The 26,350-nt window shown below is 57.7% G+C and carries 25 protein-coding genes; 19 read left to right on the forward strand and 6 right to left on the reverse strand.

The annotated features are described in order from the left end of the window. Positions 1-10: 10 nt before the first annotated feature. Complete coding sequence (gene murU / locus ACVBEG_RS26550) at positions 11-694, forward strand: N-acetylmuramate alpha-1-phosphate uridylyltransferase MurU (RefSeq protein ID WP_447108430.1); 684 nt, start codon at positions 11-13, stop codon at positions 692-694. Beyond that, positions 695-1,462, forward strand: a complete 768-nt coding sequence (locus ACVBEG_RS26555; RefSeq protein ID WP_322218269.1) for a DnaJ domain-containing protein — start codon at positions 695-697, stop codon at positions 1,460-1,462. Between the two features lie 202 nt (positions 1,463-1,664). Here the strand turns inward: ACVBEG_RS26555 and ACVBEG_RS26560 are convergent, their stop codons facing one another. Beyond that, entirely contained in the window at positions 1,665-2,648 is a 984-nt protein-coding gene (locus tag ACVBEG_RS26560) for an alpha/beta hydrolase family protein (protein ID WP_447108431.1), read from the reverse strand. A 121-nt stretch (positions 2,649-2,769) separates the two neighbouring features. On the opposite strand from ACVBEG_RS26560, the gene ACVBEG_RS26565 reads away from it, so the two are divergent. The 15 genes from ACVBEG_RS26565 to ACVBEG_RS26635 all read left to right on the forward strand — a co-directional run bounded on the left by ACVBEG_RS26565 (position 2,770) and on the right by ACVBEG_RS26635 (position 20,942). Continuing rightward, complete coding sequence (locus ACVBEG_RS26565; RefSeq protein ID WP_330200947.1) at positions 2,770-5,193, forward strand: PAS domain-containing sensor histidine kinase; 2,424 nt, start codon at positions 2,770-2,772, stop codon at positions 5,191-5,193. A gap of 32 nt (positions 5,194-5,225) precedes the next feature. Then, on the forward strand, positions 5,226-5,855 hold the full coding sequence (locus ACVBEG_RS26570; RefSeq protein WP_219064357.1) for a response regulator: 630 nt from the start codon (positions 5,226-5,228) through the stop codon (positions 5,853-5,855). Positions 5,856-6,072: 217 nt separating this feature from the next. Next, positions 6,073-7,197 carry an ABC transporter ATP-binding protein gene (locus ACVBEG_RS26575; protein WP_322182456.1) on the forward strand — a complete coding sequence of 375 codons (1,125 nt, stop codon included), beginning with the start codon at positions 6,073-6,075 and terminating at the stop codon, positions 7,195-7,197. Between the two features lie 66 nt (positions 7,198-7,263). Then, complete coding sequence (locus ACVBEG_RS26580; protein ID WP_322182454.1) at positions 7,264-8,298, forward strand: ABC transporter substrate-binding protein; 1,035 nt, start codon at positions 7,264-7,266, stop codon at positions 8,296-8,298. Positions 8,299-8,394: 96 nt separating this feature from the next. Continuing rightward, a complete protein-coding gene (locus ACVBEG_RS26585) occupies positions 8,395-9,642 on the forward strand; it encodes an ABC transporter permease (RefSeq protein WP_322182452.1) in 1,248 nt (415 codons plus the stop codon). Between the two features lie 11 nt (positions 9,643-9,653). Continuing rightward, a complete protein-coding gene (locus tag ACVBEG_RS26590) occupies positions 9,654-10,478 on the forward strand; it encodes an ABC transporter permease (protein ID WP_322182450.1) in 825 nt (274 codons plus the stop codon). 133 nt (positions 10,479-10,611) lie between these two features. After that, a complete protein-coding gene (rpe, locus tag ACVBEG_RS26595) occupies positions 10,612-11,286 on the forward strand; it encodes a ribulose-phosphate 3-epimerase (RefSeq protein ID WP_322182448.1) in 675 nt (224 codons plus the stop codon). Further along, complete coding sequence (locus tag ACVBEG_RS26600) at positions 11,283-12,101, forward strand: phosphoglycolate phosphatase (protein WP_322182446.1); 819 nt, start codon at positions 11,283-11,285, stop codon at positions 12,099-12,101. The genes rpe and ACVBEG_RS26600 overlap by 4 nt, the downstream gene beginning before the upstream one ends. Positions 12,102-12,171: 70 nt before the next feature. Continuing rightward, positions 12,172-13,653 carry an anthranilate synthase component I gene (gene trpE, locus ACVBEG_RS26605; protein WP_447108432.1) on the forward strand — a complete coding sequence of 494 codons (1,482 nt, stop codon included), beginning with the start codon at positions 12,172-12,174 and terminating at the stop codon, positions 13,651-13,653. 650 nt (positions 13,654-14,303) lie between these two features. Next, positions 14,304-16,046: an ABC transporter permease gene (locus ACVBEG_RS26610; protein ID WP_447108433.1), complete on the forward strand. Its 1,743-nt coding sequence runs from the start codon at positions 14,304-14,306 to the stop codon at positions 16,044-16,046. Between the two features lie 14 nt (positions 16,047-16,060). Continuing rightward, entirely contained in the window at positions 16,061-17,383 is a 1,323-nt protein-coding gene (locus ACVBEG_RS26615) for an ABC transporter ATP-binding protein (RefSeq protein WP_447108434.1), read from the forward strand. Between the two features lie 333 nt (positions 17,384-17,716). After that, entirely contained in the window at positions 17,717-18,316 is a 600-nt protein-coding gene (locus ACVBEG_RS26620; RefSeq protein WP_322182437.1) for an aminodeoxychorismate/anthranilate synthase component II, read from the forward strand. A gap of 21 nt (positions 18,317-18,337) precedes the next feature. Continuing rightward, positions 18,338-19,387, forward strand: coding sequence for an anthranilate phosphoribosyltransferase (trpD, locus tag ACVBEG_RS26625; RefSeq protein WP_447108435.1), 1,050 nt, complete (start codon positions 18,338-18,340; stop codon positions 19,385-19,387). Continuing rightward, positions 19,384-20,208: an indole-3-glycerol phosphate synthase TrpC gene (gene trpC, locus ACVBEG_RS26630; RefSeq protein ID WP_447108436.1), complete on the forward strand. Its 825-nt coding sequence runs from the start codon at positions 19,384-19,386 to the stop codon at positions 20,206-20,208. Before trpD ends, trpC begins: the two co-directional genes overlap by 4 nt. Positions 20,209-20,246: 38 nt before the next feature. Beyond that, on the forward strand, positions 20,247-20,942 hold the full coding sequence (locus tag ACVBEG_RS26635; protein ID WP_447108437.1) for a lipoyl protein ligase domain-containing protein: 696 nt from the start codon (positions 20,247-20,249) through the stop codon (positions 20,940-20,942). A 14-nt stretch (positions 20,943-20,956) separates the two neighbouring features. Here ACVBEG_RS26635 and crp read toward each other — a convergent pair whose 3' ends face one another. Then, positions 20,957-21,601, reverse strand: a complete 645-nt coding sequence (gene crp, locus ACVBEG_RS26640) for a cAMP-activated global transcriptional regulator CRP (protein ID WP_322182429.1) — start codon at positions 21,599-21,601, stop codon at positions 20,957-20,959. 207 nt (positions 21,602-21,808) lie between these two features. Between crp and ACVBEG_RS26645 the strand changes: the two genes are divergently transcribed. After that, positions 21,809-22,231, forward strand: coding sequence for an OsmC family protein (locus ACVBEG_RS26645; RefSeq protein ID WP_219064344.1), 423 nt, complete (start codon positions 21,809-21,811; stop codon positions 22,229-22,231). A gap of 252 nt (positions 22,232-22,483) precedes the next feature. After that, a complete protein-coding gene (speD, locus tag ACVBEG_RS26650) occupies positions 22,484-23,278 on the forward strand; it encodes an adenosylmethionine decarboxylase (protein ID WP_219064343.1) in 795 nt (264 codons plus the stop codon). An 80-nt stretch (positions 23,279-23,358) separates the two neighbouring features. Here the strand turns inward: speD and coq7 are convergent, their stop codons facing one another. The 4 genes from coq7 to ACVBEG_RS26670 form a co-directional block, all read right to left on the reverse strand. Next, complete coding sequence (gene coq7, locus ACVBEG_RS26655; protein ID WP_447108438.1) at positions 23,359-24,006, reverse strand: 2-polyprenyl-3-methyl-6-methoxy-1,4-benzoquinone monooxygenase; 648 nt, start codon at positions 24,004-24,006, stop codon at positions 23,359-23,361. Between the two features lie 124 nt (positions 24,007-24,130). Next, positions 24,131-24,469 (reverse strand): histidine triad nucleotide-binding protein, encoded by a 339-nt coding sequence (locus tag ACVBEG_RS26660; protein ID WP_219064341.1) that lies wholly within the window; start codon positions 24,467-24,469, stop codon positions 24,131-24,133. 63 nt (positions 24,470-24,532) lie between these two features. Next, positions 24,533-25,321, reverse strand: coding sequence for an SDR family NAD(P)-dependent oxidoreductase (locus ACVBEG_RS26665; RefSeq protein ID WP_322182420.1), 789 nt, complete (start codon positions 25,319-25,321; stop codon positions 24,533-24,535). A 78-nt stretch (positions 25,322-25,399) separates the two neighbouring features. After that, positions 25,400-26,296, reverse strand: coding sequence for a DUF805 domain-containing protein (locus tag ACVBEG_RS26670; protein WP_322182418.1), 897 nt, complete (start codon positions 26,294-26,296; stop codon positions 25,400-25,402). Positions 26,297-26,350 lie beyond the last annotated feature (54 nt).

Raw genomic sequence — 26,350 nt, forward strand, 5'->3', positions numbered from 1 at the left:
TAGTGAGCGCATGAAAGCGATGATTCTCGCCGCAGGCAAAGGCGAGCGCATGCGGCCTTTGACCTTGCACACGCCGAAGCCTCTGGTGCGTGCGGGCGATGTGCCCCTGATCGAATATCACCTGCGGGCGCTGCTCGCAGCGGGATTCACAGAGGTGGTGATCAACCATGCCTGGCTGGGTCAGCAGATCGTGGATTATCTCGGTGACGGGCAGCGCTTGGGTTTGAGCATCCGTTATTCCGCCGAAGGCGAGCCGCTGGAAACCGGTGGCGGGATATTCCGTGCCCTGCCGCTGCTGGGCGACGAGTCGTTTTTGGTGGTGAACGGCGATATCTGGACGGATTACGATTTCACCCGTTTGCATCGACCTATCCCCGGGCTGGCGCATCTGGTGCTGGTCGATAACCCTGTGCATCACCCTGCAGGCGATTTTGCGCTGGTGGATGGGCATGTCCTGGATAGCCATGAGGTTGCCAGCCAAACCGCACCGCGGCTGACCTACAGTGGCGTGGCCATCCTCCATCCACGCCTGTTCGACGGTTGCGTGGCCGGGGCCTTCAAGCTGGCGCCGTTGTTGCGCGAAGCCATGGCGCAAGGGCAGGTCACGGGCGAGCATTTCACGGGGCGCTGGGTCGATGTCGGTACCCATGAGCGCTTGGCTGAAGTCGAGCAGTTGCTTGCGGTGAGTCGCTAAATGCTGTGGCCAGGCACGTTGATTGGCGCTGGCGCCGGTTTTGCTATCGCCAGCATTCCGGGCGCGCTGCTGGGGGCGTTGCTCGGACAGGCGCTTGATCGGCGTCTGGAGTTGCACAGCTGGGCACATCTGCGTCAGCGCCTGGGTGGGCGCAAGGTCCCGCGTGACGATGAGTTGCTGTTCATTCTGCTCGGTCGTTTGGCCAAGAGTGATGGGCGAGTGGTTGATGGGCATATTCAGCAGGCTCGCGTGGAAATGCGTCGATTGGGCCTGAGTGAGCCGGCGCAGCGTCGAGCGATTCTGGCCTTCAATCGCGGCAAGGAAGGGCGCGACCGCTTGCGTGGGCACCTGGGCCGCATGAAGACCCAGCCGCATGCCGCCGAAGGATTGCTGCGAGCGTGCTGGCGCATGGCCTGGGCCGACGGCAAGGTGTCACGGGTCGAAACTGAGCTGATTGTGCTGTGGGGCAAGTGGTTGGGCTGGGCAGCGCCAAGCGTTCAGGCATTGGCCGGCGAGTACGATCCGCACAAAAAGCCATTAACCCGTAGCGGTGATGACTATCAAGAGGCGCTGCAGTTGCTGGGCGTGGCAGCGGACGCAGAGCCGGCGCAGATCAAGCGCGCTTATCGACGTCTGCTCAGCCGCCACCACCCGGATAAAGTGGCGGGTACAGGGGCCAGCCTTTTGCAGGTGCGCGAAGCCACCGAGAAAACCCGTGATCTGCATCAAGCCTATATGCTGATTCGCGAGCGGCGGGATTTTCGCTGATCAGAGGTGTCAGGTGGATCGCTTTCGTGAATGAATTCACTCCCACAGTTGACCCTGTAGGCGCTGACTTGTCTGCGAATCGACTGCGCAGCAGTCGCAAAATAGCTAGACTCAGCGCCGCATGACGGTCCTGCATGTCAGACGCGCCCCCGGTTTGCTGCGCGACAGCCCAGCCTCGAAAGGCGTGGCGGGGGTTCTTACATTACTTGGCCTCCAGCCAGCCACGAATGCGCCGGAACAGTTGCTCCTGTTCGGCGGTGTTGTTGCCCGGCAATGCCGTCAGCGCGACCTGCGTGTAGCCTTTGTTTTTCGTGCGTTTGCTCGCTTGCAGGCGTTGCAGTGCCGCCTGGCGGTATTGCGGCAAGTCCTTGTAGACTAAGTCCGCCGTTTTTACGTTCAGCGTTGTCGCCAGTTCATCCAGGGACGGCTTGGTGTTGGATGGCTCTTGCGCCGATACCATGACCAGTTTCTGGATGTTTGGCGACGGTCGCTCGCTCAAGTAGCGGGCGGCCCAATAGGCGCCGCTGCCATGCCCGACTAATACAATGCTGCGGGCTTTTTGCTGTTGCGCGTAGGCGATGGCGCTTTCAATGCGGGCGAAAATGCGCTCGGCCTCAGCCTTGGCGTGCTCTTCAGCGGCAGCTGCGCGCGCCACTTTGTCAGCTGCGTCGGCTTCGGCAGTGCTCGCGGGGTCGGCTTTTTTTGAGGACTCGCCGGTTTTGGCGTCCTTGTCCGCTGCAGTTTGATCTACGACAGCCACGGTTTCTTCGATGCGTGGCAAGCTGCCGCCGTTGGCCGTATCTGGCAGGGTCAGGCTCAAGCTGTCCCAGCCAGCATCGGGAAATTTGCGCCGCAGGGGCCCTACCGCCTGTGGCCCGTCCGCCGATTCGCCAGCCCCCGGGATGATGATCACTGCGCCCTTGGGTTGAGCGACGTTGGCGGGTTTCCACAGGGCGAGGAAGCTACCGCTGTCGGCCTGCAACTCTTGTTGTTCCTGTTGCGGCAGTTGGCGTTGGAGGGCGAGGGTGTCCTCCTGGCTGCGGTCCAGCAACAGTTGGCGTTCTGCAGGTACGGCTTCGGCTGCCGGTTTGTCCGACGCTGGATCAGCGGCCATTACCGGCAAGGCACAAGGTAGTATCAGCGACAGGCATAAGGCGGGAAACGTTGCGCTAAAGGTGTAGGACATCGGATATTCCAAGCCAGAAACAATCCTCGCAGCCTAATGGGTTGATCAGCATTTGTCAGGCGTGCTCAGGGTAGTAATGCAATGCGGGACACAATTCAGGAAGCCACGGAATGAAACGCTCATGATTCGATCACTGCGATGTTGGGTTCTCGCTTGTGCATGGGGGGCCTTGATTGCTCTGCCTTTGGTGGGCGTGCCGTTCGTGGCGTCGGCCGAGCCAGCGCCAGCATCCTCTGCCGCGACGTTGAGCGTGGAGCAGCGCGCCTGGCTTGATCAGCACGGCCCGTTAAGGGTGGGTCTGGTTCTGCAGGCGCCCTATGCACAGTTTGATCGGCGCCTGCAGCAATTGTCGGGGGCCAATGTCGACCTGATGAATTCGCTGGCCAATACCCTGCAGGTCGAACTGCTCTGGCGCAATTTTCCGGATCAGGCCGCGCTGGAGAAGGCCGTGGGCGAGGGGGCTGTCGATCTGGCGCCGGGGCTGACACAAACGCCTGCTGGTTTGCGTCTATGGTTGTTTTCCGACCCTTACATGCGCGTGCCGAATCTGGTGGTCGGCGAGCGCCAAGGGGCGGGAGCAGTCGATCTGGAGAAACTTGACAGCAGTGTCCGCGTTGCCGTGCGCATGCCCAGTGCAGTCGCCGATTATTTGCGCGGGACTTACACGCACCTCAATCTGCAAGGGGTGCCTCTGGAGCGCCAGGCGTTGCAGTTATTGTTGAGTCAGCAGGCCAAATACGCAGTGATTGACGAGGCGCAGCTCAGCCGTTTGTCCATCGAACCGGATTTTGCCGATTTGGCGGTGGTGGGCGACATCGGCTTGCCGCAGCTGTTACGCGTGGCGTCGCGAAAAAACTTGCCAGAGCTGGCCGACATCGTCAGTGCCGCGCTGCACGCGATCCCCGCCAGAGACCTTGAGCAGTTGCACGCACGTTGGTTGCAGCCCAAATACCCACGGCTGACTGAGTCACCGGGTTTCTGGCAAAACCTCAGTCTGTTGTTTGCGGTGATGGGACTGGCCTGTTTTGCGATTGTGATCTGGCAGCGCCGTCAGCAACAGGAGCTGGAACACAGCCTGTTGGCTGCGCGTGAAGACATTGCTTTGCGCCAAGCCAGTGAGGCGGCGTTGCGGCTGACGCAGTTCTCTATCGATCAAAGCACGGTTGGCATTCTCTGGGTCAATTGGGACAGTCATGTGCGCTATGCCAACCGCGCCGCCGAGGCCATGCTGGGGTATGGCGTGGGCGGGGTGGTGGATCGGCCACTGATCGACTTCGAACCAAGCCTGCACATGGACCGCTGGTTGAATCTGTGGCGGCGCGCCCGTTCCGCGGAGGACAGCCCACAAAGTTTCGAGACAAACTGTGTCTGCGCGAATGGCAGTATGTTGCCCACCGATGTGTCCTTGAGTTTTCTGCGCTTTCGCGATGCTGAATACCTTGTGGTTTACCTAACCGACGTGACTGATCGGCGTAGGGCATTGGCCGCGTTGCAAGAAAGTGAAGCGCGCCTGCAAGGGATCGCGGCCAACGTGCCGGGTCTGGTGTTCCGTCTGGAGCGGGCGAACGCAGGCGATGCGCCGGAGTTCGCCTATATCAGTGAAGGCAGTGAAAGCCTGGTCGGCTATTCGCCCGCAACCTTGCGTCATAAAGAAATGGGACTGCGCAATCTGGTGCACCCGGATGATCGCGCGGGCTATCACGTCATTCAGGATCGCTCTCTGGACGGCAACAGCGACTGGTCATGGCAGGGACGCATCCTGACCCGCAATGGTGAGGAACGCTGGGCGGAGATCAAGGCCATCGCCCGGCGTCTGGAGGATGATCGTGTGGTCTGGGACGGGATCGTCTGGGACATCAGTGAAAGCAAGCGTATAGAACTGGAGCTGGCCGGTTCCCGTGAACAACTGCGCGAACTGTCAGCGCACCTGGAAAGTGTGCGTGAAGAAGAGAAAGCCCGCATCGCCCGCGAGGTGCATGACGAACTGGGGCAGATGCTGACCGTACTCAAGCTGGAAACGTCGATGTGTGAGCTGGCTTACGCCGACCTTGATCCGGGCCTGCACGAGCGGCTGAACAGCATGAAACGCCTGATCTCGCAGCTCTTTCAACTGGTGCGCGATGTCGCCACGGCGCTGCGTCCGCCGATTCTGGATGCCGGCATTGCGTCGGCCATCGAATGGCAGGCCCGGCGTTTTGAAGCGCGCACCCAGATTCCGTGTCTGGTAGAGGTCCCCGATAACCTGCCCATGCTCAGCGATGCCAAGGCCATCGGCTTGTTTCGGATTCTTCAGGAAGCATTGACCAACGTGATGCGTCACGCCCAGGCGCATACCGTCGAGCTGAGTCTGACGCTGGATGACGGCATGCTGTGCATGACCATCGCCGACGACGGTTGCGGTTTTGTGCCCGAGCAGGGCAGGCCAACCTCGTTCGGTCTGGTGGGCATGCGCGAACGGGTGTTGATGCTGGGTGGCAGATTGCTGCTGGACAGTGAGTCCGGTGAAGGCACAACCTTGCGTGTGTACATTCCACTTGCCGATTAATTATTGAAAGCTGCTGGGCAGGAGCGTGAAACGTGATTCGTGTATTGGTAGCAGAAGACCACACCATTGTCCGTGAAGGCATCAAGCAGCTGATCGGGCTGGCGAAGGATCTGGCGGTGGTGGGCGAGGCCAGCAACGGTGAGCAACTGCTGGAAACCTTGCGTCATGTCGAGTGCGAAGTGGTGCTCCTGGATATTTCCATGCCGGGCGTGAATGGCCTGGAAGCGATCCCGCGAATTCGTGCCCTGAACAACCCGCCGGCGATTCTGGTGTTGTCCATGCACGACGAGGCGCAGATGGCCGCCCGTGCATTGAAGATCGGCGCTGCCGGCTATGCCACCAAGGACAGTGATCCGGCGTTGTTGCTGACGGCGATTCGGCGGGTGGCTGCCGGTGGGCGTTACATTGACCCGGATCTGGCGGATCGCATGGTGTTTGAAGTCGGCCTGACCGATAACCGTCCGCTTCACTCGCTACTGTCCGAGCGCGAGTTTTCAGTGTTCGAGCGCCTGGCACAGGGGGCGAACGTCAACGACATTGCCCAGCAACTGGCCTTGAGCAGCAAAACCATCAGCACACACAAAGCGCGACTGATGCAGAAGCTCCACGTCACTTCGCTGGCCGATCTGGTGAAATATGCAATGGAGCACAAGTTGCTCTAATCAGGCGCATGTCTGAAAGCGACACGGTTAAATCTCATATTTTGCAGGCCCTGACGTGTCGTGAAAGGTGTCGACGCGACCCAGTTACGACACCTCATACCTAATCGCGCCATCACTGTAGGGCAATCCCTACAGCAATCTCTCTTGCCCCCCGATTTGCGCGGCCAATGGTCTGATCTAGGATTAATCCACGGCAGACAAAACAAAGGTGTGGGTAATGAGCGACGTCGATTCAAGTGCTGGGGCGAGTGAAGTTCTGGTCAGCTTCCGTGGTGTGCAAAAGAGCTACGACGGCGAAGCACTGATCGTCAAAAACCTCAACCTGGAAATTCGCAAAGGCGAGTTCCTCACCCTGCTGGGGCCTTCCGGTTCTGGCAAGACCACCAGCTTGATGATGCTGGCCGGTTTCGAAACGCCAACCGCTGGCGAAATCCTGTTGGCTGGCCGGGCGATCAACAACGTGCCGCCGCACAAGCGTGACATCGGCATGGTGTTCCAGAACTACGCCTTGTTCCCGCACATGACCGTCTCGGAAAACCTGGCGTTTCCGCTGACAGTCCGCGGCTTGAACAAGACCGACGTCAGCGAGCGGGTCAAGCGTGTGCTGAGCATGGTTCAGCTCGACACCTTCGCCCATCGTTACCCGGCGCAGCTTTCTGGCGGTCAACAACAGCGTGTGGCCTTGGCCCGGGCGCTGGTGTTCGAACCACAGCTGGTGTTGATGGATGAACCCTTGGGTGCGCTGGACAAACAACTGCGTGAGCACATGCAGATGGAAATCAAGCACCTGCACGAACGCCTCGGCGTTACCGTGGTGTACGTGACCCATGACCAGGGTGAAGCCCTGACCATGTCTGACCGGGTGGCGGTATTCCATCAGGGCGAGATTCAGCAGATTGCGCCTCCGCGCACGCTCTACGAAGAACCGAAAAACACGTTTGTCGCCAACTTCATCGGCGAAAACAACCGTCTTAACGGCAACCTGGTCAGCCGCACAGGTGATCGGTGTGTCGTGGCATTGGCCCGTGGCGAGAAGGTCGAGGCGCTGGCAGTCAATGTTGGCAAGATCGGTGACCCGGTGACCTTGTCGATTCGCCCTGAGCGCGTTCGTGTGAACGGCCACAGTGAAAGCTGTGTGAACCGTTTCTCTGGCCGCGTCGCTGAATTCATTTATCTGGGTGACCACGTTCGTGTGCGTCTGGAAGTTGCAGGAAAAACAGACTTCTTCGTCAAACAGCCAATCGCCGAGCTGGATCCGGGGTTGACGGTGGGCGACGTTGTGCCAATTGGATGGCAGGTCGAACACGTTCGCGCGCTCGATCCCTTGCTGGAAGCGCATTAATTAACAGTCAGAGGCGAATCAATCGCCCCACGCATACCCAACACTGCACTGTGGAGAGAACAATAAATGCTTAAATCTTTGAAGTTCACCGCTATTACGCTCGGCATGATGTGCGCGGCAAACGCCATGGCGGCGGCAGATCTGACCGTTATATCCTTCGGCGGCGTCAACAAGGCAGCTCAGGAAAAAGCGTTCTACGCACCGTGGGAAAAAGCTGGCAACGGTAAGGTGGTTGCGGGTGAGTACAACGGCGAAATGGCCAAAGTCAAAACCATGGTCGACACCAAGAGCGTCTCTTGGGACCTGGTAGAAGTCGAATCGCCCGAGCTGTCCCGTGGTTGCGATGAAGGGATGTTCGAAGAGATCGATCCTGCGATGCTTGGCAAGTCGGAAGACTATGTCAAAGGCGCTATCCAGACCTGCGGCGTTGGCTTCTTCGTGTGGTCCACCGTGCTGGCCTACAACGCCGACAAACTGAAAACCGCCCCAACCAGCTGGGCTGATTTCTGGGACGTGAAAAAATTCCCGGGCAAGCGTGGTCTGCGTAAAGGCGCCAAGTACACCTTGGAATTCGCCTTGATGGCTGACGGCGTAGCCCCTAAAGATGTTTACAAAGTGCTGGCGGGTAAAGGCGGTCAAGACCGTGCATTCAAAAAGCTCGACGAACTCAAGCCGAGCATTCAGTGGTGGGAAGCGGGCGCACAACCGCCACAGTTCCTGGCCTCCGGTGACGTCGTGATGAGCTCCGCCTACAACGGCCGTATTGCCGCTGTGCAAAAAGAAAGCAACCTGAAAGTAGTCTGGAACGGCGGCATCTACGACTTCGACGCATGGGCCATCCCAAAAGGCTCGAAAAACGCCGAAGCAGCGAAGAAATTCATCGCCTTCTCGGTCAAGCCAGAACAGCAGAAGACCTACTCGGAAAACATCGCTTACGGCCCAGCTAACACCCAAGCCGTACCGCTGTTGGACAAAGGCATCCTGAAAGATATGCCGACCACCCCGGAAAACATCAAGGACCAGGTGCAGATCGACGTGAGCTTCTGGGCTGACAACGGCGAGCAACTGGAGCAGCGCTTCAACGCGTGGGCGGCCAAGTAACCGTTTTACGTTGAGTTAGATCCAGGTGCGCTCCCTCTTCTGCTGTAGATAGGGAGGAGGGGCGCATCCATCGTTCAAAGATTTTCGGAGTTCGCTATGGCCATCACAGTGCCCCTTACAGAAGGCGCCAGCCCCACCCTGAAACAGCGTCTGGCTCGTGCTGAACGGGTCAATCGCTGGAAGGCTCAGGCATTGATCGCTCCTCTGGTGCTGTTTTTGCTGCTGGTATTTCTGGTGCCGATTATTGCGCTGCTCTACAAGAGCGTCGGTAACCCTGAAGTGGTCGGCGCCTTACCGCGTACGGTTGCAGCGGTGGCCCAATGGGACGGCAAGAGTCTTCCGTCCGAGGCTGCTTACCAGGCACTGAGCGTGGACCTGGCTGAAACCCGCAAGAATCAGACCCTTGGCGATTTGTCCAAGCGCCTGAATATGGAACTGGCCGGTTATCGCAGCCTGCTGACGAAAACCGCCCGCGCATTGCCGTTCAAGACTGAACCGACTTCTTATAAAGAAGCGCTCGAAGCTGTCGATGAGCGCTGGGGCGATCCTGCCTATTGGCAAGCGATCCGCCGTAACACCAGTAGCGTTACTCCTTATTACTTGCTGGCCGCAGTCGACCACCGCATCGATGACCTCGGTGAAGTGGCGCCCGCGACCCCTGATCAAGCAATTTACGTGGATATTTTCGCCCGCACGTTCTGGATGGGTCTGGTCATCACCGCGATCTGCCTGGTACTGGCTTACCCGTTGGCGTACCTGCTGGCGAATCTGCCTTCCCGGCAAAGCAACCTGCTGATGATTATGGTGCTGCTGCCATTCTGGACCTCGATTCTGGTGCGGGTTGCCGCGTGGATTGTATTGCTCCAATCGAGTGGCTTGATCAACAGTGCCTTGATGGCGATGGGCATCATTGATAAACCGCTGGAGCTGGTGTTCAACCGGGTCGGCGTTTACATCTCGATGGTGCACATCATGCTGCCGTTCATGATCCTGCCGATTTACAGCGTGATGAAGGGGATTTCCCCGACGTACATGCGGGCGGCGATTTCCCTGGGCTGCCATCCATTCGCCAGCTTCTGGCGCGTGTATTTCCCCCAGACCTATGCGGGTGTCGGTGCAGGTTGTCTGTTGGTGTTCATTTTGTCGATTGGCTACTACATCACGCCAGCGTTGCTCGGCAGCCCGAACGATCAGATGGTCAGCTACTTCGTCGCCTTCTACACCAACACCAGTATCAACTGGGGCATGGCCACGGCTTTGGGCGGTTTGCTGTTGATGGCAACCATCGTGCTTTACCTGATTTATAACTGGCTAGTCGGCGCCAGCCGCATGCGCCTGAGCTGAGGAGAATCAACATGCTGAGCCCTTACACGTCTCCTATCGAGCGGGTCTGGTACTACGCCCTGCGTATTCTCTGCGGGCTGGTGCTTTTGTTTCTGGTCCTGCCGGTGCTGGTGATCATTCCGCTGTCGTTCAACTCAGGGAGCTTTCTGGTCTACCCGCTGCAAGGGTTTTCCATGCACTGGTACCAGGACTTCTTCTCCTCAGCTGAATGGATGCGCTCGCTGAAGAACAGCATGATCGTTGCGCCTGCGGCCACGGTATTGGCAATGGGCTTCGGTACGCTGGCAGCGATTGGCCTGACGCGTGGCAACTTCCCGGGCAAGGCGTTGGTCATGGCCCTGGTGATTTCGCCAATGGTCGTTCCGGTGGTCATTGTCGGTGTCGCCAGCTACCTGTTCTTCGCCCCGCTGGGGTTGGGCAACAGTTACATATCGCTGATTCTGGTGCATGCGGTGTTGGGTGTGCCCTTCGTGATCATCACGGTGTCGGCGACCTTGCAGGGCTTCAACCACAATCTGGTTCGTGCTGCCGCCAGCCTCGGGGCATCCCCACTGACTGCGTTCCGCCGGGTGACCTTGCCGCTGATCGCGCCAGGTGTGGTATCGGGTGCGTTGTTTGCGTTCGCCACCTCGTTCGATGAAGTGGTCGTGACCTTGTTCCTCGCTGGCCCGCAACAGGCCACGCTGCCCCGGCAGATGTTCAGCGGTATTCGCGAAAACCTCAGCCCGACCATCGCCGCTGCGGCCACTATGCTGATCGCGTTCTCGGTGGTGCTGTTGCTGGTACTGGAATGGTTGCGCGGACGTAGCGAGAAGTTGCGAACTCAAGTGGCTTGATCGATCTGGCAGGAAATATCCGAGGCTGACCCCGGTTCCGCGGGATCGGGGTCTGGCTCGGATCTGTGGAGAGTTGCACCCGGCCCGACTAAGGTACAATGCGCGCCACCGAGATTCTGCTCAAAGGTGCGTCATGCAGCCCTTCGTTATTGCTCCTTCAATTCTTTCCGCCGACTTCGCCCGCCTGGGCCAGGAAGTCGACAATGTTCTTGCCGCTGGCGCGGACATTGTTCACTTCGATGTCATGGACAATCACTACGTACCTAACCTGACCATCGGCCCGATGGTCTGCACGGCATTGCGCAAGTACGGGATCACCGCGCCCATCGATGTTCATTTGATGGTCAGCCCGGTTGACCGCATGATCGGCGACTTCATCGACGCTGGCGCCACGTACATCACCTTCCACCCTGAAGCCACGCAGCACGTCGACCGCTCACTGCAGTTGATCCGTGAAGGCGGCTGCAAGGCCGGTCTGGTGTTCAACCCGGCCACGCCGCTGAACGTGCTTGAGTATGTGATGGACAAGGTCGACATGATCTTGCTGATGAGCGTGAACCCCGGTTTTGGCGGGCAGAAGTTCATTCCCGGCACTCTGAACAAACTGCGTGAAGCGCGGGCGCTGATAGAAGCCTCCGGCTATGACATTCGTCTGGAGATCGACGGCGGGGTCAATGTGAACAACATTCGTGAGATCGCTGCCGCCGGTGCCGACACCTTTGTCGCGGGCTCCGCTATCTTCAACGCGCCGGACTACCAAGAGGTCATCCAGAAAATGCGTGCCGAACTGGCGTTGGCTCGCCCATGAGCGGGTTTGAGCAGCTGTTCCCGGGCCGCTTGCCCAAGCTGGTGATGTTCGATCTGGATGGCACATTGATCGATTCGGTGCCGGACCTTGGAGCGGCCGTGGATAAAATGCTGCTCAAACTGGGGCGCCCGCCCGCGGGTGTCGAGGCTGTACGGCTCTGGGTCGGCAACGGGGTGCGCGTATTGGTGCGTCGCGCCTTGGCCAGCGACATCGATCACAGCGCCGTTGATGAGGCGTTGACCGAAGAGGCCCTGGCGATTTTCATGGAGGTATACGCGGGCAGTCACGCGCTGACGCAGGTGTACCCCGGGGTGCGCGAAACCTTGAAGTGGATGCAGAAACAGGGCGTTGAAATGGCCCTTATCACCAACAAACCGGAGCGCTTCGTCGCGCCGCTGCTGGATGAGCTGAAGCTGGGACGGTTTTTCCGCTGGATCATCGGCGGCGATACGTTGCCGCAACAGAAGCCTGATCCGGCTGCGCTGTTTTTTGTGATGAAAATGGCTGGTGTTCCGGCATCCCAGTCGCTATTTGTCGGTGACTCGCGCAACGATGTGCTGGCAGCAAAAGCGGCAGGCGTTGCCAGTGTGGCGCTCAGCTATGGCTACAACCATGGCCGGCCGATTGCCGAGGAATCGCCGTCGCTGGTTATTGATGACCTGCGTATGCTGCTCCCCGGTTGCTTAGATTCTGCCGCTGCGCTAACGTTGGCCGACGTCAAATCCCCCCCTCAAAGAGATTCCATCGTGGTGGTCACCCGCAAGCTCTGGATGAAAGTCATCAAGGCCCTGGCCCGCTGGCGTTGGCGCGCCTGACTTGACTCTGGCCGGTCCACCGGCGCGTTTGCATACCTGACCGTTTTACCCTCAAGCCACGAGGCTGATCATGACCCGCGAAGAATTTCTGCGTTTGGCTGCTGCCGGTTACAACCGTATCCCGCTTGCCTACCAAACCCTTGCCGACTTCGACACACCGCTGTCGATCTACCTGAAACTGGCCGACCAGCCGAACTCTTATTTGCTGGAGTCGGTGCAGGGCGGCGAGAAATGGGGCCGCTACTCGATCATTGGCCTGCCATGCCGCACCGTGATGCGTGTTCACGAACAGCAGATCAGCGTGACCCGGGACGGCGTCGAGATCGAGCGCCTGGAGTCGGAAGACCCGTTGGCGTTCGTCGAAGAATTCAAGGCGCGCTACAACGTGCCGACCATTGCCGGGTTACCGCGTTTCAACGGCGGGCTGGTGGGTTACTTCGGTTACGACTGCGTGCGTTATGTCGAGAAGCGCCTGGGTAAATGTCCGAACCCGGACCCGCTGGGCGTGCCGGATATCCTGCTGATGGTGTCGGATGCGGTGGTGGTGTTCGACAACCTCGCCGGCAAGATGCACGCGATCGTGCTGGTCGACCCGGCTGAAGCCGGCGCCTACGAAAGTGGCCTGGCGCGTCTGGACGAGCTGATGGGAAAACTTCGTCAGCCGATTACCCCACGTCGCGGTCTTGATCTGACCCGGCCGCAGGCGCCTGATCCGATATTCCGCTCCAGTTTCACTCAAGACGATTACGAGCGCGCAGTGGACACCATCAAGGAGTACATCCTTGCCGGTGACGTGATGCAGGTCGTTCCGTCGCAACGCATGTCGATCGACTTCAAGGCCGCCCCCATCGACTTGTACCGTGCGCTGCGTTGTTTCAACCCGACGCCTTATATGTATTTCTTCAACTTTGGCGACTTCCATGTCGTGGGCAGTTCGCCGGAAGTATTGGTGCGGGTCGAAGACAACCTGATCACCGTGCGCCCGATTGCCGGTACCCGTCCGCGCGGCGCAAACGAAGAAGAAGATCTGGCGCTGGAAAAAGACCTGCTTTCCGATCACAAAGAGGTCGCCGAGCACTTGATGTTGATCGATCTGGGGCGCAACGACACCGGTCGCGTGTCTGAAATCGGCTCGGTCAAACTCACGGAAAAAATGGTCATCGAGCGTTACTCTAACGTGATGCACATTGTTTCCAACGTCACTGGCCAGTTGAAAAGCGGCCTGACGGCGATGGATGCCCTGCGTGCGATTCTGCCGGCGGGCACTTTGTCTGGCGCGCCGAAAATCCGCGCCATGGAAATTATTGACGAGCTGGAACCGGTCAAGCGTGGTGTCTATGGTGGCGCAGTGGGGTACCTGGCCTGGAACGGCAACATGGACACCGCGATTGCGATCCGTACCGCAGTGATCAAGAACGGTGAGCTGCACGTGCAGGCCGGTGGCGGTATCGTCGCTGACTCTGTGCCCGCGCTGGAATGGGAAGAGACCCTGAACAAGCGCCGCGCCATGTTCCGTGCGGTGGCGCTGGCTGAGCAAGAACCGCTTTCCTGAGGTGAGGGCGGTGTGTCAAACACACCGTCTTCGTGCTCGTGAGCAATCTCGCTTCGTAAGCTGGCAATGGTGCTTTGCACGCGTGATAACGCACGGTTCGCTCGGGTAGACTGTCATGCCTCGTCAGCTTTGTATGGATGGCGCGGCGGCGGGAACCCAGATAATCACTGTAGGGTTATGCCTCAACAAAAAACTCTGCGGAGAGCAGGGCTGTTAACGCATCAAAAGTTACGTTGGCTGTGCGCAATTGTAACATTTTGATGCGTATAATCCGCCGCGGAAAAGTCTTGTCTTGATGGCGTCACCCCTAGGCTGCCATTTCGCTATTCCACCCGAATGCCAATCTCAAACCCGCCCAAGGAGACTCCAGCCATGGATCCTGCCCATTCTCGGTGGGTCACGCCGTGGGACGCCAAACGGAATGTAATGGGTGCACGGGATTATTCAGCGGTCTGAATCACTGAGTAATTCGGCCACCTTCCCTGCATCTACCGTGTAGCGTTCGCTTGCGTGGCCTCTCTCAGTTGTTTTGTTCCCCCTCATTAGAGTGTGCTGTGACTGCCTGTTGCGCAGTTTCGGGCGCTGCGCTCTGGAAGACACTGACCTTGTGGTCAGGGACCATGCTCAGATAGCTGCTGGAATCAGTGAACATGAATAAGGTATTCCGTCATTACATCCCGGCAACCGCAAAGCGGCTGCTTCCCAATCGTTGGGATCTGGTAGCCATGCCGTTGGTTATCGGCTTCTTGCTGTTTTTTTCGATTGGCGCGCAACAGACTTGGGCGCCGATTTCAACCTTGCAGAGCGAGGCTATTTCGCTTGATCCGGGTAATCTGCCCGAATATGCGGTACGCACCACATTGCGCATGCTTGCAGCGATGGTTGCGTCCCTGATATTTACGCTGGTTTACGGTACGTTGGCTGCCAAAAGTCGGCGGGCAGAGAAGTTGTTGGTGCCGGTGCTGGATATCCTGCAATCGGTGCCTGTTCTGGGCTACATCTCGTTTACGGTAACGTTTTTCCTGTTGCTGTTTCCAGGCCGTGTACTGGGCGCTGAATGCGCTGCCATTTTTGCCATCTTCACCAGCCAGGCCTGGAACATGACGTTCAGCTTCTATCAGTCACTGCGCATGCTGCCTAGTGACTTGGTGGAGGTGTCCAGCAATCTACAGCTTTCCGGTTGGCAAAAATTCTGGAAGCTGGACGTTCCGTTTGCTATGCCGGGGCTGGTCTGGAACATGATGATGAGCATGTCCGGGGGCTGGTTTTTTGTGGTTGCCTCGGAAGCCATCACCGTGGGCGACAAGACCATCACGCTGCCAGGCGTAGGCTCCTATCTGGCGGTTGCCATCGAACAACGCGACCTGCATGCCGTGGGCTACGTCATCCTGGCGATGATTGCGGTTATCCTTCTCTATGATCAGTTCCTGTTTCGGCCACTGGTGGCATGGGCCGATAAATTCCGCATGGAAGACACCGCCTCCCAAGCTGGCGCGCCTGAATCCTGGGTGCTGAACCTGATTCAGCGGACCCGGGTTATTCAACGCCTGTTGCGGCCTTTTTCCCGGGCCATGACCCGCATTGGCCACATGCGCCTGAGCTTGCCGCGATCGAAAGCCGTGGCGACGCCCTCGGATCCCGCTATTTCACGGGTTATCGATTGGGTGTGGGGGGGCGTGATTGCGGTGCTCACGCTGTACATCCTGTACCGGATCGCGGGTTACGTTAGCAGCGAGGTGACACTTGCAGAGGTCGGGCATGTGCTCGGGTTGGGTCTGATTACCCTGTTGCGGGTCATTCTGCTCATTGCCGTCGCATCAGCCATCTGGGTGCCACTTGGCGTGATGATTGGTTTACGTCCGCGCCTCGCGGAGAAAATCCAGCCGTTAGCCCAGTTCCTGGCTGCTTTCCCTGCAAACTTATTGTTTCCAGTGTTTGTCATCGTCATTTTGCGCTATCAGTTAGACCCCGATATCTGGCTGAGTCCGCTGATTGTGCTGGGTACGCAGTGGTACATCCTGTTCAACGTGATTGCGGGCGCCAGTGCCTTCCCAAATGACTTCAAGGAGGCTGCGGCCAACTTTCGCATCCGCGGCTGGTTATGGTGGCGCAAGGTAATGCTGCCCGGCATTTTCCCGTATTACGTAACCGGGGCGATCACTGCTTCGGGCGGGGCGTGGAATGCCAGTATCGTTTCCGAATTCGTTTCATGGGGACAAGACAAGGTGGTGGCACATGGATTGGGCGCCTACATTGCCCAGACCACTGCTGCCGGTGACTTTCCGAAAATCACGCTTGGCGTGGTGGTGATGTCGCTCTTTGTCGTGGCTTTCAATCGCTTGGTATGGCGGCCGATGTACGCCATTGCCGAAAACAAACTCCGCCTGAATTAACAGGAGTCGATGTTATGAATACCTATACCGAGCAGGCTAGCGCCGCCCCCGAAATTTACTCGCTCAATGATGTGAGCCGGGCTTTTGGCAAGGGCAAGGATGAGTTACAGGTTCTCAGTGGTGTCGATCTGACGCTACGCGAAGGTGAAATTGTGGGCATGCTGGGCCGCTCCGGGTCTGGCAAGTCGACGTTGCTGCGCATCATCGCCGGCCTGATACAACCCTCGTCTGGCGAGGTTCGATACAACGGCTCCTTGTTGACAGGCCCCGCCGAAGGTGTGGCCATGGTCTTTCAAACCTTTGCGCTGTTTCCATGGCTGACCGTACTTGAAAACGTAGAGGCAGGTCTTCAAGCCTTGCAGGTCGAGCCCAAAGCGGCGCGTAAGCGCGCGCTGGATGCAATCGATCTGATCGGTCTTGATGGGTTCGAAAACGCTTATCCGCGCGAGTTGTCTGGCGGGATGCGTCAACGCGTGGGCTTTGCCCGAGGTCTGGTGGTCAACCCAACCTTGTTATTGATGGACGAGCCTTTCTCTGCCTTGGATGTATTGACGGCAGAAACACTGCGAAGCGATTTGCTGGATCTGTGGAGCGGGAAGCAACTGCCGATAAAGTCCATCTTGATCGTGACTCACAACATCGAAGAAGCGGTATTGATGTGCGACCGCGTCCTGGTCTTGTCGTCAAATCCTGGGCGGGTTGTGGCGGAAATCAAAGTGCCGTTCGCTCACCCGCGCAATCGGCTGGACCCAACCTTTCGCAAGATGGTTGATGATATTTATGCGTTGATGACCAACCGACGCAGTGCGGATGCCAGCACCGGCAAGGCCGAACTGCAAATGGGCAGTCCGCTGCCAGATGTCTCCACCAACCTTATGGCTGGCCTGATCGAAGCGTTGGCGGCCGAGCCCTATCATGGGCATGCCGGTTTGCCGAATGTTTCAGAACGGCTATTGCTGGAAGTCGACGATTTGTTCCCGGTGGCAGAGATGCTGGAACATCTGGGGTTTGCTGAACTCAAGGGCGCTGAAATTACGCTCACAGAGGCTGGCAAGTTATTCGCCGAGTACGGCACCCAAGAGCGTAAAACCATGTTTGCCGAGCATCTTGTCAAACATGTGCCACTGGCCGCACGTATCCGCCAGGTATTGCAGGAACGGCACGGGCACTGGGCGCCACGTGTACGCTTCGAGCAGGAACTGGAAGATTCGCTCAGTGGGTCCTTTGTGGAGGAAGCACTGGAGAGTGTGATCAGTTGGGGGCGATACGCAGAAATATTCTCCTACAATGACAACACTGAAACGTTCAGTCTGGAAGATGTCGAAGGCAGCCAGTAACACGTTCAGCGTATGAGATGGCAGCGTGGGGAGGGCTCGATATTGCACCGTGTGCGTGGGTAGGCTACTGTGCCCAAACGTACACATGAGACCTCCCCAAGTGTTAATCCTCAGCAAACTTTTTGTGCGCGTTATCAAGGCTTTCGGCCGTTGGCGTTGGCGCGCCTGACTATTCTCCCTTCCGGCCAGCCGGACCTGTACCGATATGCCCTTCGATTGACTTGTCAGAGTGCCTGAGCTGGATGAATCCCAGTGACCAGACAGTGTGCGTCCGACAAGCGAGCAATACCCTGGGGCGGCTTTAAAAGTCAGTAATTTCAAGAGGTTAAACACATGTTGCTGATGATTGATAACTACGACTCCTTTACTTATAACGTCGTGCAATATTTGGGTGAGTTGGGTGCCGAGGTCAAAGTGATCCGCAACGACGAGCTGAGCATTGCCGAGATCGAAGCCCTGAACCCCGAGCGCATCGTGATTTCCCCTGGCCCATGCACCCCGACTGAAGCAGGCGTATCGCTGGAGGTGATCAAGCACTTCGCCGGTAAGTTGCCGATTCTGGGCGTGTGCTTGGGCCATCAGTCTATTGGTCAGGCCTTTGGGGGCGATGTAGTGCGGGCGCGGCAAGTGATGCATGGCAAGACCAGTCCGGTGATTCATGAAGACCTTGGCGTATTCGAAGGCTTGAATCATCCGTTGACGGTCACCCGTTATCATTCTCTGGTCGTCAAGCTCGAAACCCTGCCCGATTGCCTGGAGTTGACCGCCTGGACTGAGCTTGAAGACGGTTCGGTCGATGAAATCATGGGCCTGCGGCACAAAACGCTAAATATCGAGGGGGTGCAATTTCACCCTGAGTCGATTCTTACCGAGCAGGGACATGAGCTGTTCGCCAACTTCCTCAAGCAAACTGGCGGCAGCCGTCAGGGTTAAGGGGCTTTCAAGGTTATGGCTATGGATATCAAAGGCGCGCTGGCTCGCATCGTCAACCAGCTTGATTTGAGCACCGAGGAAATGCGCGACGTCATGCGTGAAATCATGACAGGTCAGTGTACAGAAGCGCAGATAGGCGCCTTCATGATGGCCATGCGCATGAAAAGCGAAAGCATTGATGAAATCGTCGGTGCTGTTTCGGTCATGCGTGAGTTGGCCAGCAAAGTCGAACTCAAGTCCCTCGACGGCGTGGTCGACGTGGTTGGCACGGGCGGCGATGGCGCAAATATTTTTAACGTTTCCACCGCATCGTCCTTTGTGGTCGCGGCGGCTGGTTGCACGGTTGCCAAGCACGGTAATCGGGCGGTGTCCGGCAAAAGTGGCAGCGCCGATCTGCTTGAGGCGGCGGGTATCTATTTGAACCTGACGCCTGTGCAGGTGGCCCGCTGTATCGAAAGCGTGGGCATCGGCTTCATGTTTGCCCAGTCCCACCACGGCGCAATGAAATACGCCGCTGGTCCGCGTCGCGACCTTGGATTGCGCACCCTGTTTAATATGCTTGGCCCGCTTACGAATCCGGCTGGCGTCCGCCATCAGGTGGTAGGGGTGTTCAGTCAGGCGCTGTGCCGGCCGTTGGCCGAAGTCTTGCTTCGTCTCGGAAGCAAGCACGTATTGGTGGTGCACTCCCAGGATGGTCTGGACGAGTTCAGCCTCGCGGCACCGACCTTCGTGGCCGAGCTGAAAAATGGCGAAGTGACTGAATACTGGGTACAGCCGGAAGATGTGGGGATAAAAAGCCAGAGCCTGATCGGCCTGGCCGTGGAAAGCCCTGCTGCCTCGCTGGAGTTGATCCGCGATGCCTTGGGGCGACGCAAGACCGAAAACGGGCAGAAAGCGGCCGAAATGATCGTGCTCAATGCGGGCGCAGCGCTCTATGCTGCTGATCATGCGTATACGTTGAAAGAGGGCGTTGCACTGGCCCACGATGCGCTGCACACCGGCCTTGCCCGGGAAAAACTGGAAGAGTTGGGTGCCTTTACCGCGGTATTCAAGCAGGAGAATGAAGGATGAGTGTGCCGACGGTTCTGGAAAAAATTCTCGCCCGCAAGGTTGAGGAGGTCGCTGCCCGCAGTGCCATAGTGAGTCTTGCCGAGCTCGAGCGCCAAGCGGCACTGGCCGACGCGCCACGCGGTTTTGCCAAGGCATTGATCAAGCAGGCCAAGAGCAAGCACCCTGCGGTCATCGCCGAAATCAAAAAAGCATCGCCGAGCAAAGGCGTGATCCGGGAAAACTTTGTCCCTGCTGACATCGCCAAAAGTTATCAAGCGGGTGGGGCAACCTGTCTGTCTGTTCTGACCGACATTGATTTCTTTCAAGGTGCCGATGCTTACCTGCAACAGGCGCGTGCCGCCTGCAGTCTGCCGGTGATTCGTAAAGATTTCATGATCGATCCGTATCAGATCGTCGAAGCCCGCGCATTAGGCGCCGACTGCGTGTTGCTGATCGTTTCCGCGCTGGGCGATTCGAAGATGGCCGAGCTGGCTGCCGTCGCCAAAAGCGTGGGCCTCGATGTACTGGTCGAAGTGCATGATGCCGCTGAGTTGGAACGCGCCCTCAAAACACTGGATACGCCGTTGGTGGGCATCAACAACCGTAACCTGCACACCTTTGACGTCAACCTGGAAACGACGCTGGACCTGCTGCCGCAGATTCCGAGTGATCGCTTGGTCATCACCGAAAGCGGCATTTTTAATCGCGCGGATGTCGAGCTGATGGAAGTCAGCGGGGTCTACTCATTTCTGGTGGGTGAAGCGTTCATGCGCAAGCAACACCCAGGGGCTGAACTGCAGCGTTTGTTCTTCCCTGAGCGTGGGCCATTGATCAGTAATTAAGCGGATAGCCCTGACGCAGCGCCTACAGAGAAACCAGCATGTTAGACAAAGTCATCGATATCTCCGTCGAGGCAGGCCTGCAGGCCGAGCAGGATTTGCTCGCCGCTGTGTGTGCCGGCGAGTTTGAGTACGGTTTGCTGTTATGGCGACCGCTTGACCGGGCCTTGGTGATGCCGCGACGGATGAGCCGTCTCGCAGGTTTTGAACAGGCTACCGAAGCATTGGCGGTCAGCGGGTGGCCAATACTGCTGCGTGAAAGCGGCGGCGAACCGGTCCCGCAATCACCGGCCGTGGTGAACATCGCATTGGTTTACGCTCAGCCGCGCGGTGACAATGACCGCGACCGGATCGAAAATGCCTATAACCGTCTGTGTCAGCCGATCTGTGATGTGCTGATCGAACTGGGCGGCGCTGCTTCGCTCGGGGAAGTTGAGGGCGCCTTCTGTGACGGGCGTTTCAACGTCAACCTGGACGGCCGGAAAATGGTCGGTACGGCTCAGCGTTGGCGGCAGAGTCAGGGCGGGCAACGCCCCGTCGTATTGGCCCACGGCGCGCTGCTGCTGGATAACGAGCGCGAGCAAATGGTCGCTGCGGTCAACCGCTTCAACCAGATCTGCGAGCAGGATCAACAAGTCCGCGCCCACAGCCACATTGCCCTGCATGAAGCCTTCCCGGCTGCTGATGTGCTGGACCGGCTAGCCGAGCGCTATCAAAAGATCCTTGCAGGATTTTGAGCTGCCCGGCTCGCTTAGCGCGTACCAAACACCACCATGGTTTTGCCTTTGACATGCACTAGGTTCTGCTCTTGCAGTGCCTTGAGTACGCGGCCGACCATTTCCCTTGAACATCCGACAATGCGCCCGATTTCCTGGCGGGTAATCTTGATCTGCATCCCGTCGGGGTGGGTCATGGCATCGGGTTGCTTACACAGATCAAGCAGGCTGCGTGCAACCCTTCCGGTGACGTCGAGAAACGCCAGGTCGCCGACTTTTCGCGTGGTATTGCGCAACCGGTCAGCCATCTGGCTACCGATGGCGTAGAGGATATCCGGTTCTTGCTGTGTGACTTCACGGAATTTGCTGTAACTGATCTCAGCCACTTCGCACTCGGTTTTGGTGCGAACCCAGGCGCTACGCTCTACCTCGTGCCCGATCCGGTCAAACAGGCCCAGCTCACCAAAAAAATCACCGGCATTCAGGTACGCGACAATCATCTCCCGACCCTCGTCGTTCTCGATCAGGATGGTGACAGAACCTTTGATGATGAAGAACAGCGACTCAGAGCGATCACCTGCGCAAATGATGGTGTGTTTGGCTAAGTAACGGCGCTTCTGGCAATGGCCGAGAAGGTTGTCGAGGTTTTTTATTTTGGGTGTAAGGGTTATAGCAACCATGCATGTATCCCGAAAAAGTACTGCGCCACACGGCATCCTTATAGGTATCGGCCGTGCGGGTGATTTGTCGCAGCTTATCAGGAGAGTTTGCTGTTTTTTGGGAAATTTCCTACGGACTTAATTTGATTTGGCATTTAACCGGGCATCCAGTGACAGTGTGGCCCTGTGCTAAGCTGGCGACCCTTTTTTAGCAGTGGAGTCTTGGCGATGAAGGCACGCATCCAATGGGCTGGCGAAGCCATGTTCCTCGGTGAATCCGGTAGCGGTCATGTGGTGGTAATGGACGGCCCGCCGGAAAGCGGCGGTCGCAATCTGGGCGTGCGTCCTATGGAAATGCTCCTGCTCGGCTTGGGCGGTTGCAGTAACTTCGACGTGGTCAGTATCCTGAAGAAGTCCCGTCAGCCAGTAGAAAGCTGTGAGGCGTTTCTGGAAGCCGAACGTGCGAGCGAAGATCCGAAGGTATTCACCAAGATCCATCTACACTTCGTGGTCAAGGGCCGAGGCTTGAAAGAGGCTCAGGTCAAACGCGCCATCGAGCTGTCTGCCGAGAAGTATTGTTCGGCCTCTATCATGCTCGGTAATGCCGGTGTGGAAATTACCCATGACTATGAAATCATCGAACTGGGCTGAAACGACACTCAACTTTCACAAAAGCGGCGCACACTTGACGATACCCGCTAGCCGACAGGCGCTGACGTCGGCATAATGCGCCACTTTTTCAGGGTGTGACCCGCTTACCAAGACTATAGTCGCCCCCGAACGGACAACCAAAATCGCCACCGCGAAGAGGTGTTAACCGTCCTACGCAGATGAGCCGGCCTCATCTGACGGGCATGCTTGATCACGCGGCCCGGGCCGCACATATATAGAGAGTTCTTAACGGTGAAAAGCAAACTCAAGCTCCACGGGTTCAATAACCTGACAAAGACCTTGAGCTTCAACATCTATGACATCTGCTATGCGGAAACTCCGCAGGACCAGCAAGCTTACGTCGAGTACATCAATCATGAGTACGACGCCGAACGCCTGACGCAGATTCTCACCGAGGTTGTCGATATCATTGGCGCCAACATCCTGAACATCGCTCGTCAGGATTATGACCCGCAAGGTGCTAGTGTGACCATTCTGATCTCCGAGCAGCCGGTGACGCCTACCGACAGCCAGATCGAAGAGTCCCCGGGACCGCTGCCAGAGACCATCCTGGCGCATCTCGACAAGAGCCACATCACGGTGCACACCTACCCGGAAATTCACCCGGTCGATGGCATCGCGACATTCCGTGTGGACATCGATGTGTCAACCTGTGGGGTGATTTCACCGCTTAAGGCGCTCAACTACCTGATCCACCAGTTCGATTCCGACATCGTCACCGTCGACTATCGCGTGCGTGGTTTCACCCGTGACGTCGAAGGTAAAAAACACTTCATCGATCACGAGATAAACTCGATCCAGAATTACCTCTCTGTAGACACGCGCGCTGGTTACCAGATGACTGACGTGAACGTTTACCAGGAGAACCTGTTCCACACCAAGATGCTGCTCAAGAACTTCGAACTGGATGACTACCTGTTCGGTGATGCGACCAGCAACTTGTCGACCGAACAGCGTGATCAGGTCACCGAGCGCGTGAAGCACGAAATGCTGGAAATCTTCTACGGACGCAACGTCAACGTTTAAGATTTACCGGATTCGTCAGTACAAAGAAGAAAGGCGCCCATCGAGGCGCCTTTCTTGTTTCTGCCGTCATGGCGCGGCATTTATATCCGATACGTGCTTTTGGTCATGACCTTGGCCAGCAGACTCATGCCGAATTTGATCGGTGCCGGAAAACGAAACCCGCCAGCATCCAGCGCGCTTTCGGCGTGGCGTTCTTCATCGATACGCATCTGCTCGAGAATGGCTCGGGACTTTTCGTCTTCGGCGGGCAGCTGCTGCAAATGATCGTTCAGGTGCTTGCAAACCTGATCTTCGGTCGCGGCCACGAAGCCGAGGCTGACCCGATCACTTATCATGCCAGCAGCGGCACCGATCCCGAAGGAAATACCGTAGAACAGTGGGTTGAGCACACTGGTGTGGCTACCCAATTGGCGGATGCGCTGTTCGCACCAGACCAGATGGTCAATCTCTTCTTCGGCAGCGTGTTCCATAGCTGCCCGCACTTTTGGTAACTTGGCGGTCAGCGCCTGGCCCTGATACAGCGCTTGCGCGCAGACCTCGCCGGTATGGTTGATGCGCATCAGGCCCGCAACGTGCCGGGTATCGACGTCGCTCATCTTGGTTTCGGACTGAACAATGGCGGGTGATGGTCGATACGGTTGCACGCTGAAAGGCAGCAGCGTGCGCATCGCAGCATCGGCCTGCAATAAAAGACGGTCAACAGGGGAGTAGTGACGTTCGGTAGCCATGGGCACCTCCGGATAAATCCACGGCGGCCAGTTTACCCGAATCAGTCGGGCGCGGCTTGAGATGGATCAGCCCGCCGGGTTTGCACAGGCAATCTCAGCGGGTGTAAGTCGTTGAAACGTTGAATCAGCCCGGCGGCCAATGCATCTGACGCTGACCCAGTACGTGCATGTGAATGTGATAGACGGTCTGTCCGCCTAGCTCATTGCAGTTCATGACCACCCGGAAGCCGTCGTCGCAGCCCAGTTCTTTGGCCAGACGTTGCGCAGTGAACAGGACATGACCGAGCAGCCCTTTGTCATCTTCGGTCACGTCGTTAAGCGTGCGGATCGCTTTTTTCGGAATGACCAGAAAATGCACCGGCGCTTGCGGGGCAATATCGTGAAAGGCCAGCACCTGATCATCTTCGTAGATGATTTTTGCCGGTATCTCTCTGTTGATGATCTTGGTGAACAGAGTCTCCACAACCATTTCTCCGTTTTGATAAGTGCTTGAGTGTACTGAGGGGCGGGGGCCACGCCCAGTTCTTTAGCGCGGGCAGTACGTCTTGTTGATCGCGCCGGATATTTTCCGGGTCAGCCAGCGCGGACCTAGACGCGGGGTAAACGCCAACAGCTTATTGCGCCAGCCGGGAATGATCACTGCGCGATTTTTCGCCAGTGCTCGCACTGTATGAAGCGCGACTTCCTCTGGGCTCATCATCCTTTTACTGTGTTCCAGCTTGCCGACTTCCAAATGTGCATTACGGAAAAACTCGGTGCGGGTCGGGCCAGGGCAAAGGACTGAAATTTTTACACCGGTTTTTTTCAGTTCCTCACGCAGCCCTTCGGAAAAGTGCAGCACATAGGCCTTGCTGGCGTGATAGCTGCTCATCCATGGACCAGGCTTGAAGGCCGCTACCGAGGCAACATTGAGTATCTGCCCGCCACCCTGGACCGCCATGGTATTGCCGAGGGCATGACACAGGCGGGTGAGCGCCAGTATGTTCAGTTCGATCAAGTCTTGTTCCTGGCCCCAATCCTGGGCCAGAAACGGTCCGCAGGTACCGATGCCTGCGCAGTTCACCAGCAAATCAATCTGTCGTTCGCCTTCTTCAAGTTCCAGCAAGAAGCCGGAAAGACGTAGCGGCTCCCCCAGGTCGCAGCCTCGAAACAGGACCTCGACACCAAAACGCTGGTTCAACTCAATGGCAATGCTTTCCAGCAGGTCCCGTTGACGGGCCACCAGAATCAGGCTGCGACCACGGCGCGCCAAGGCTTCGGCCATGGCCAGGCCGATGCCGCTGGAGGCACCAGTGATCAGAGCGTAACGGGTCATGCACATTCTCCAGGCAGCGACCGCGAGCCACGGCAGTGTGCGTCGGGCTCAAGCGGGCGCGTTATTCATCTTTATAGTCTACAGACGCTGGCTGTCGGCGGGTTGCGCGGTATCGCTGTCGTTATCATCGTCGTAAGGCAGGATATTTTCATACTCGCTGGCGGTGGTTTGCACCTCACTTTCGAACGTGGAGATGCCTCCGACGAAAGCGCCGATCATCAGGATGGCGATAATCGCGAGCCACAAAGAGGCCAGGACTTTTACCGCCTTGGTGTTTGGAGGTTGCGGGGCTCCGTACTGGTTGGCGCCGGTATTGCCCGGGATGACCATCATCAGGATCGGAAACAGGCTGCCTACGAACGGCACGAGATTGATCAGCAACAGCCAGCCGGACCAGCCGACATCGTGCAGCCGCTGCACGCCGATCTGCACACTGACGATAAAAAAGCCGATCCCTGCGATGGCAATGAGCAATCCACCGCCCACCAGTGAGCGGGTCAGGACCGCTGCGCACAGGCCGGTAACGGCAAGGATGGCGACCATGAGCACCAGCGTCCAGGCCAGATAGCGTAAACGACCTATCCGGCCTTGAACGGTGAACACTTTAAGTTCGCCAAACGCTGGCCATGCGGCCCCCACCTGAGCCCGTGGTGGAGCATAAGGCGATGCTCCGTGCGATGGTGCTTCAGGCGCTCTATACGGTTTGGGCTCGTCGATCTCTTCCAGACTCAAACTGATAGCGGGATCCGCTTCGATCCGGGCTTCGACGCCAGCATCATTCAATACGCTCAGGTAGTGCAGGGCTTGCTCTTGCGACAACCCGCGCTTGAGCGCAACGGGCTGGCCGTTGAACAGTCTTTCGACAGCTGATAGTTCACGTTTGAACAGGCCAGCCATATTCAGTTTGGCGGTCTCGATGTCGACGCCAGTGCGCAGCTTCCCTTCGAAGACAATTTTGAAGTGGGTTTCGGCCATGCTTGGCTTCCTTGTCTGGGTAAAACAGAGTTATGGCTAACGCAGCTGAGCCTG

The organism is Pseudomonas sp. GG8, from assembly GCF_052976945.1.

What these genes read in the sequence shown, in the direction of transcription:
- ACVBEG_RS26565 (WP_330200947.1), top strand. Translation starts at nt 2,770, where the DNA reads ATGATTCGATCACTGCGATGTTGGGTTCTCGCTTGTGCATGGGGGGCC.
- ACVBEG_RS26600 (WP_322182446.1), top strand. Translation starts at nt 11,283, where the DNA reads ATGAGCGGGTTTGAGCAGCTGTTCCCGGGCCGCTTGCCCAAGCTGGTG.
- ACVBEG_RS26670 (WP_322182418.1), bottom strand. Translation starts at nt 26,296, where the DNA reads ATGGCCGAAACCCACTTCAAAATTGTCTTCGAAGGGAAGCTGCGCACT.
- ACVBEG_RS26615 (WP_447108434.1), top strand. Translation starts at nt 16,061, where the DNA reads ATGAATACCTATACCGAGCAGGCTAGCGCCGCCCCCGAAATTTACTCG.
- ACVBEG_RS26590 (WP_322182450.1), top strand. Translation starts at nt 9,654, where the DNA reads ATGCTGAGCCCTTACACGTCTCCTATCGAGCGGGTCTGGTACTACGCC.
- trpD (WP_447108435.1), top strand. Translation starts at nt 18,338, where the DNA reads ATGGATATCAAAGGCGCGCTGGCTCGCATCGTCAACCAGCTTGATTTG.
- ACVBEG_RS26665 (WP_322182420.1), bottom strand. Translation starts at nt 25,321, where the DNA reads ATGACCCGTTACGCTCTGATCACTGGTGCCTCCAGCGGCATCGGCCTG.
- ACVBEG_RS26620 (WP_322182437.1), top strand. Translation starts at nt 17,717, where the DNA reads ATGTTGCTGATGATTGATAACTACGACTCCTTTACTTATAACGTCGTG.
- ACVBEG_RS26580 (WP_322182454.1), top strand. Translation starts at nt 7,264, where the DNA reads ATGCTTAAATCTTTGAAGTTCACCGCTATTACGCTCGGCATGATGTGC.
- murU (WP_447108430.1), top strand. Translation starts at nt 11, where the DNA reads ATGAAAGCGATGATTCTCGCCGCAGGCAAAGGCGAGCGCATGCGGCCT.
- ACVBEG_RS26560 (WP_447108431.1), bottom strand. Translation starts at nt 2,648, where the DNA reads ATGTCCTACACCTTTAGCGCAACGTTTCCCGCCTTATGCCTGTCGCTG.
- ACVBEG_RS26610 (WP_447108433.1), top strand. Translation starts at nt 14,304, where the DNA reads ATGAATAAGGTATTCCGTCATTACATCCCGGCAACCGCAAAGCGGCTG.
- trpE (WP_447108432.1), top strand. Translation starts at nt 12,172, where the DNA reads ATGACCCGCGAAGAATTTCTGCGTTTGGCTGCTGCCGGTTACAACCGT.
- ACVBEG_RS26555 (WP_322218269.1), top strand. Translation starts at nt 695, where the DNA reads ATGCTGTGGCCAGGCACGTTGATTGGCGCTGGCGCCGGTTTTGCTATC.
- ACVBEG_RS26585 (WP_322182452.1), top strand. Translation starts at nt 8,395, where the DNA reads ATGGCCATCACAGTGCCCCTTACAGAAGGCGCCAGCCCCACCCTGAAA.
- ACVBEG_RS26575 (WP_322182456.1), top strand. Translation starts at nt 6,073, where the DNA reads ATGAGCGACGTCGATTCAAGTGCTGGGGCGAGTGAAGTTCTGGTCAGC.
- coq7 (WP_447108438.1), bottom strand. Translation starts at nt 24,006, where the DNA reads ATGGCTACCGAACGTCACTACTCCCCTGTTGACCGTCTTTTATTGCAG.
- rpe (WP_322182448.1), top strand. Translation starts at nt 10,612, where the DNA reads ATGCAGCCCTTCGTTATTGCTCCTTCAATTCTTTCCGCCGACTTCGCC.
- ACVBEG_RS26645 (WP_219064344.1), top strand. Translation starts at nt 21,809, where the DNA reads ATGAAGGCACGCATCCAATGGGCTGGCGAAGCCATGTTCCTCGGTGAA.
- trpC (WP_447108436.1), top strand. Translation starts at nt 19,384, where the DNA reads ATGAGTGTGCCGACGGTTCTGGAAAAAATTCTCGCCCGCAAGGTTGAG.
- crp (WP_322182429.1), bottom strand. Translation starts at nt 21,601, where the DNA reads ATGGTTGCTATAACCCTTACACCCAAAATAAAAAACCTCGACAACCTT.
- ACVBEG_RS26635 (WP_447108437.1), top strand. Translation starts at nt 20,247, where the DNA reads ATGTTAGACAAAGTCATCGATATCTCCGTCGAGGCAGGCCTGCAGGCC.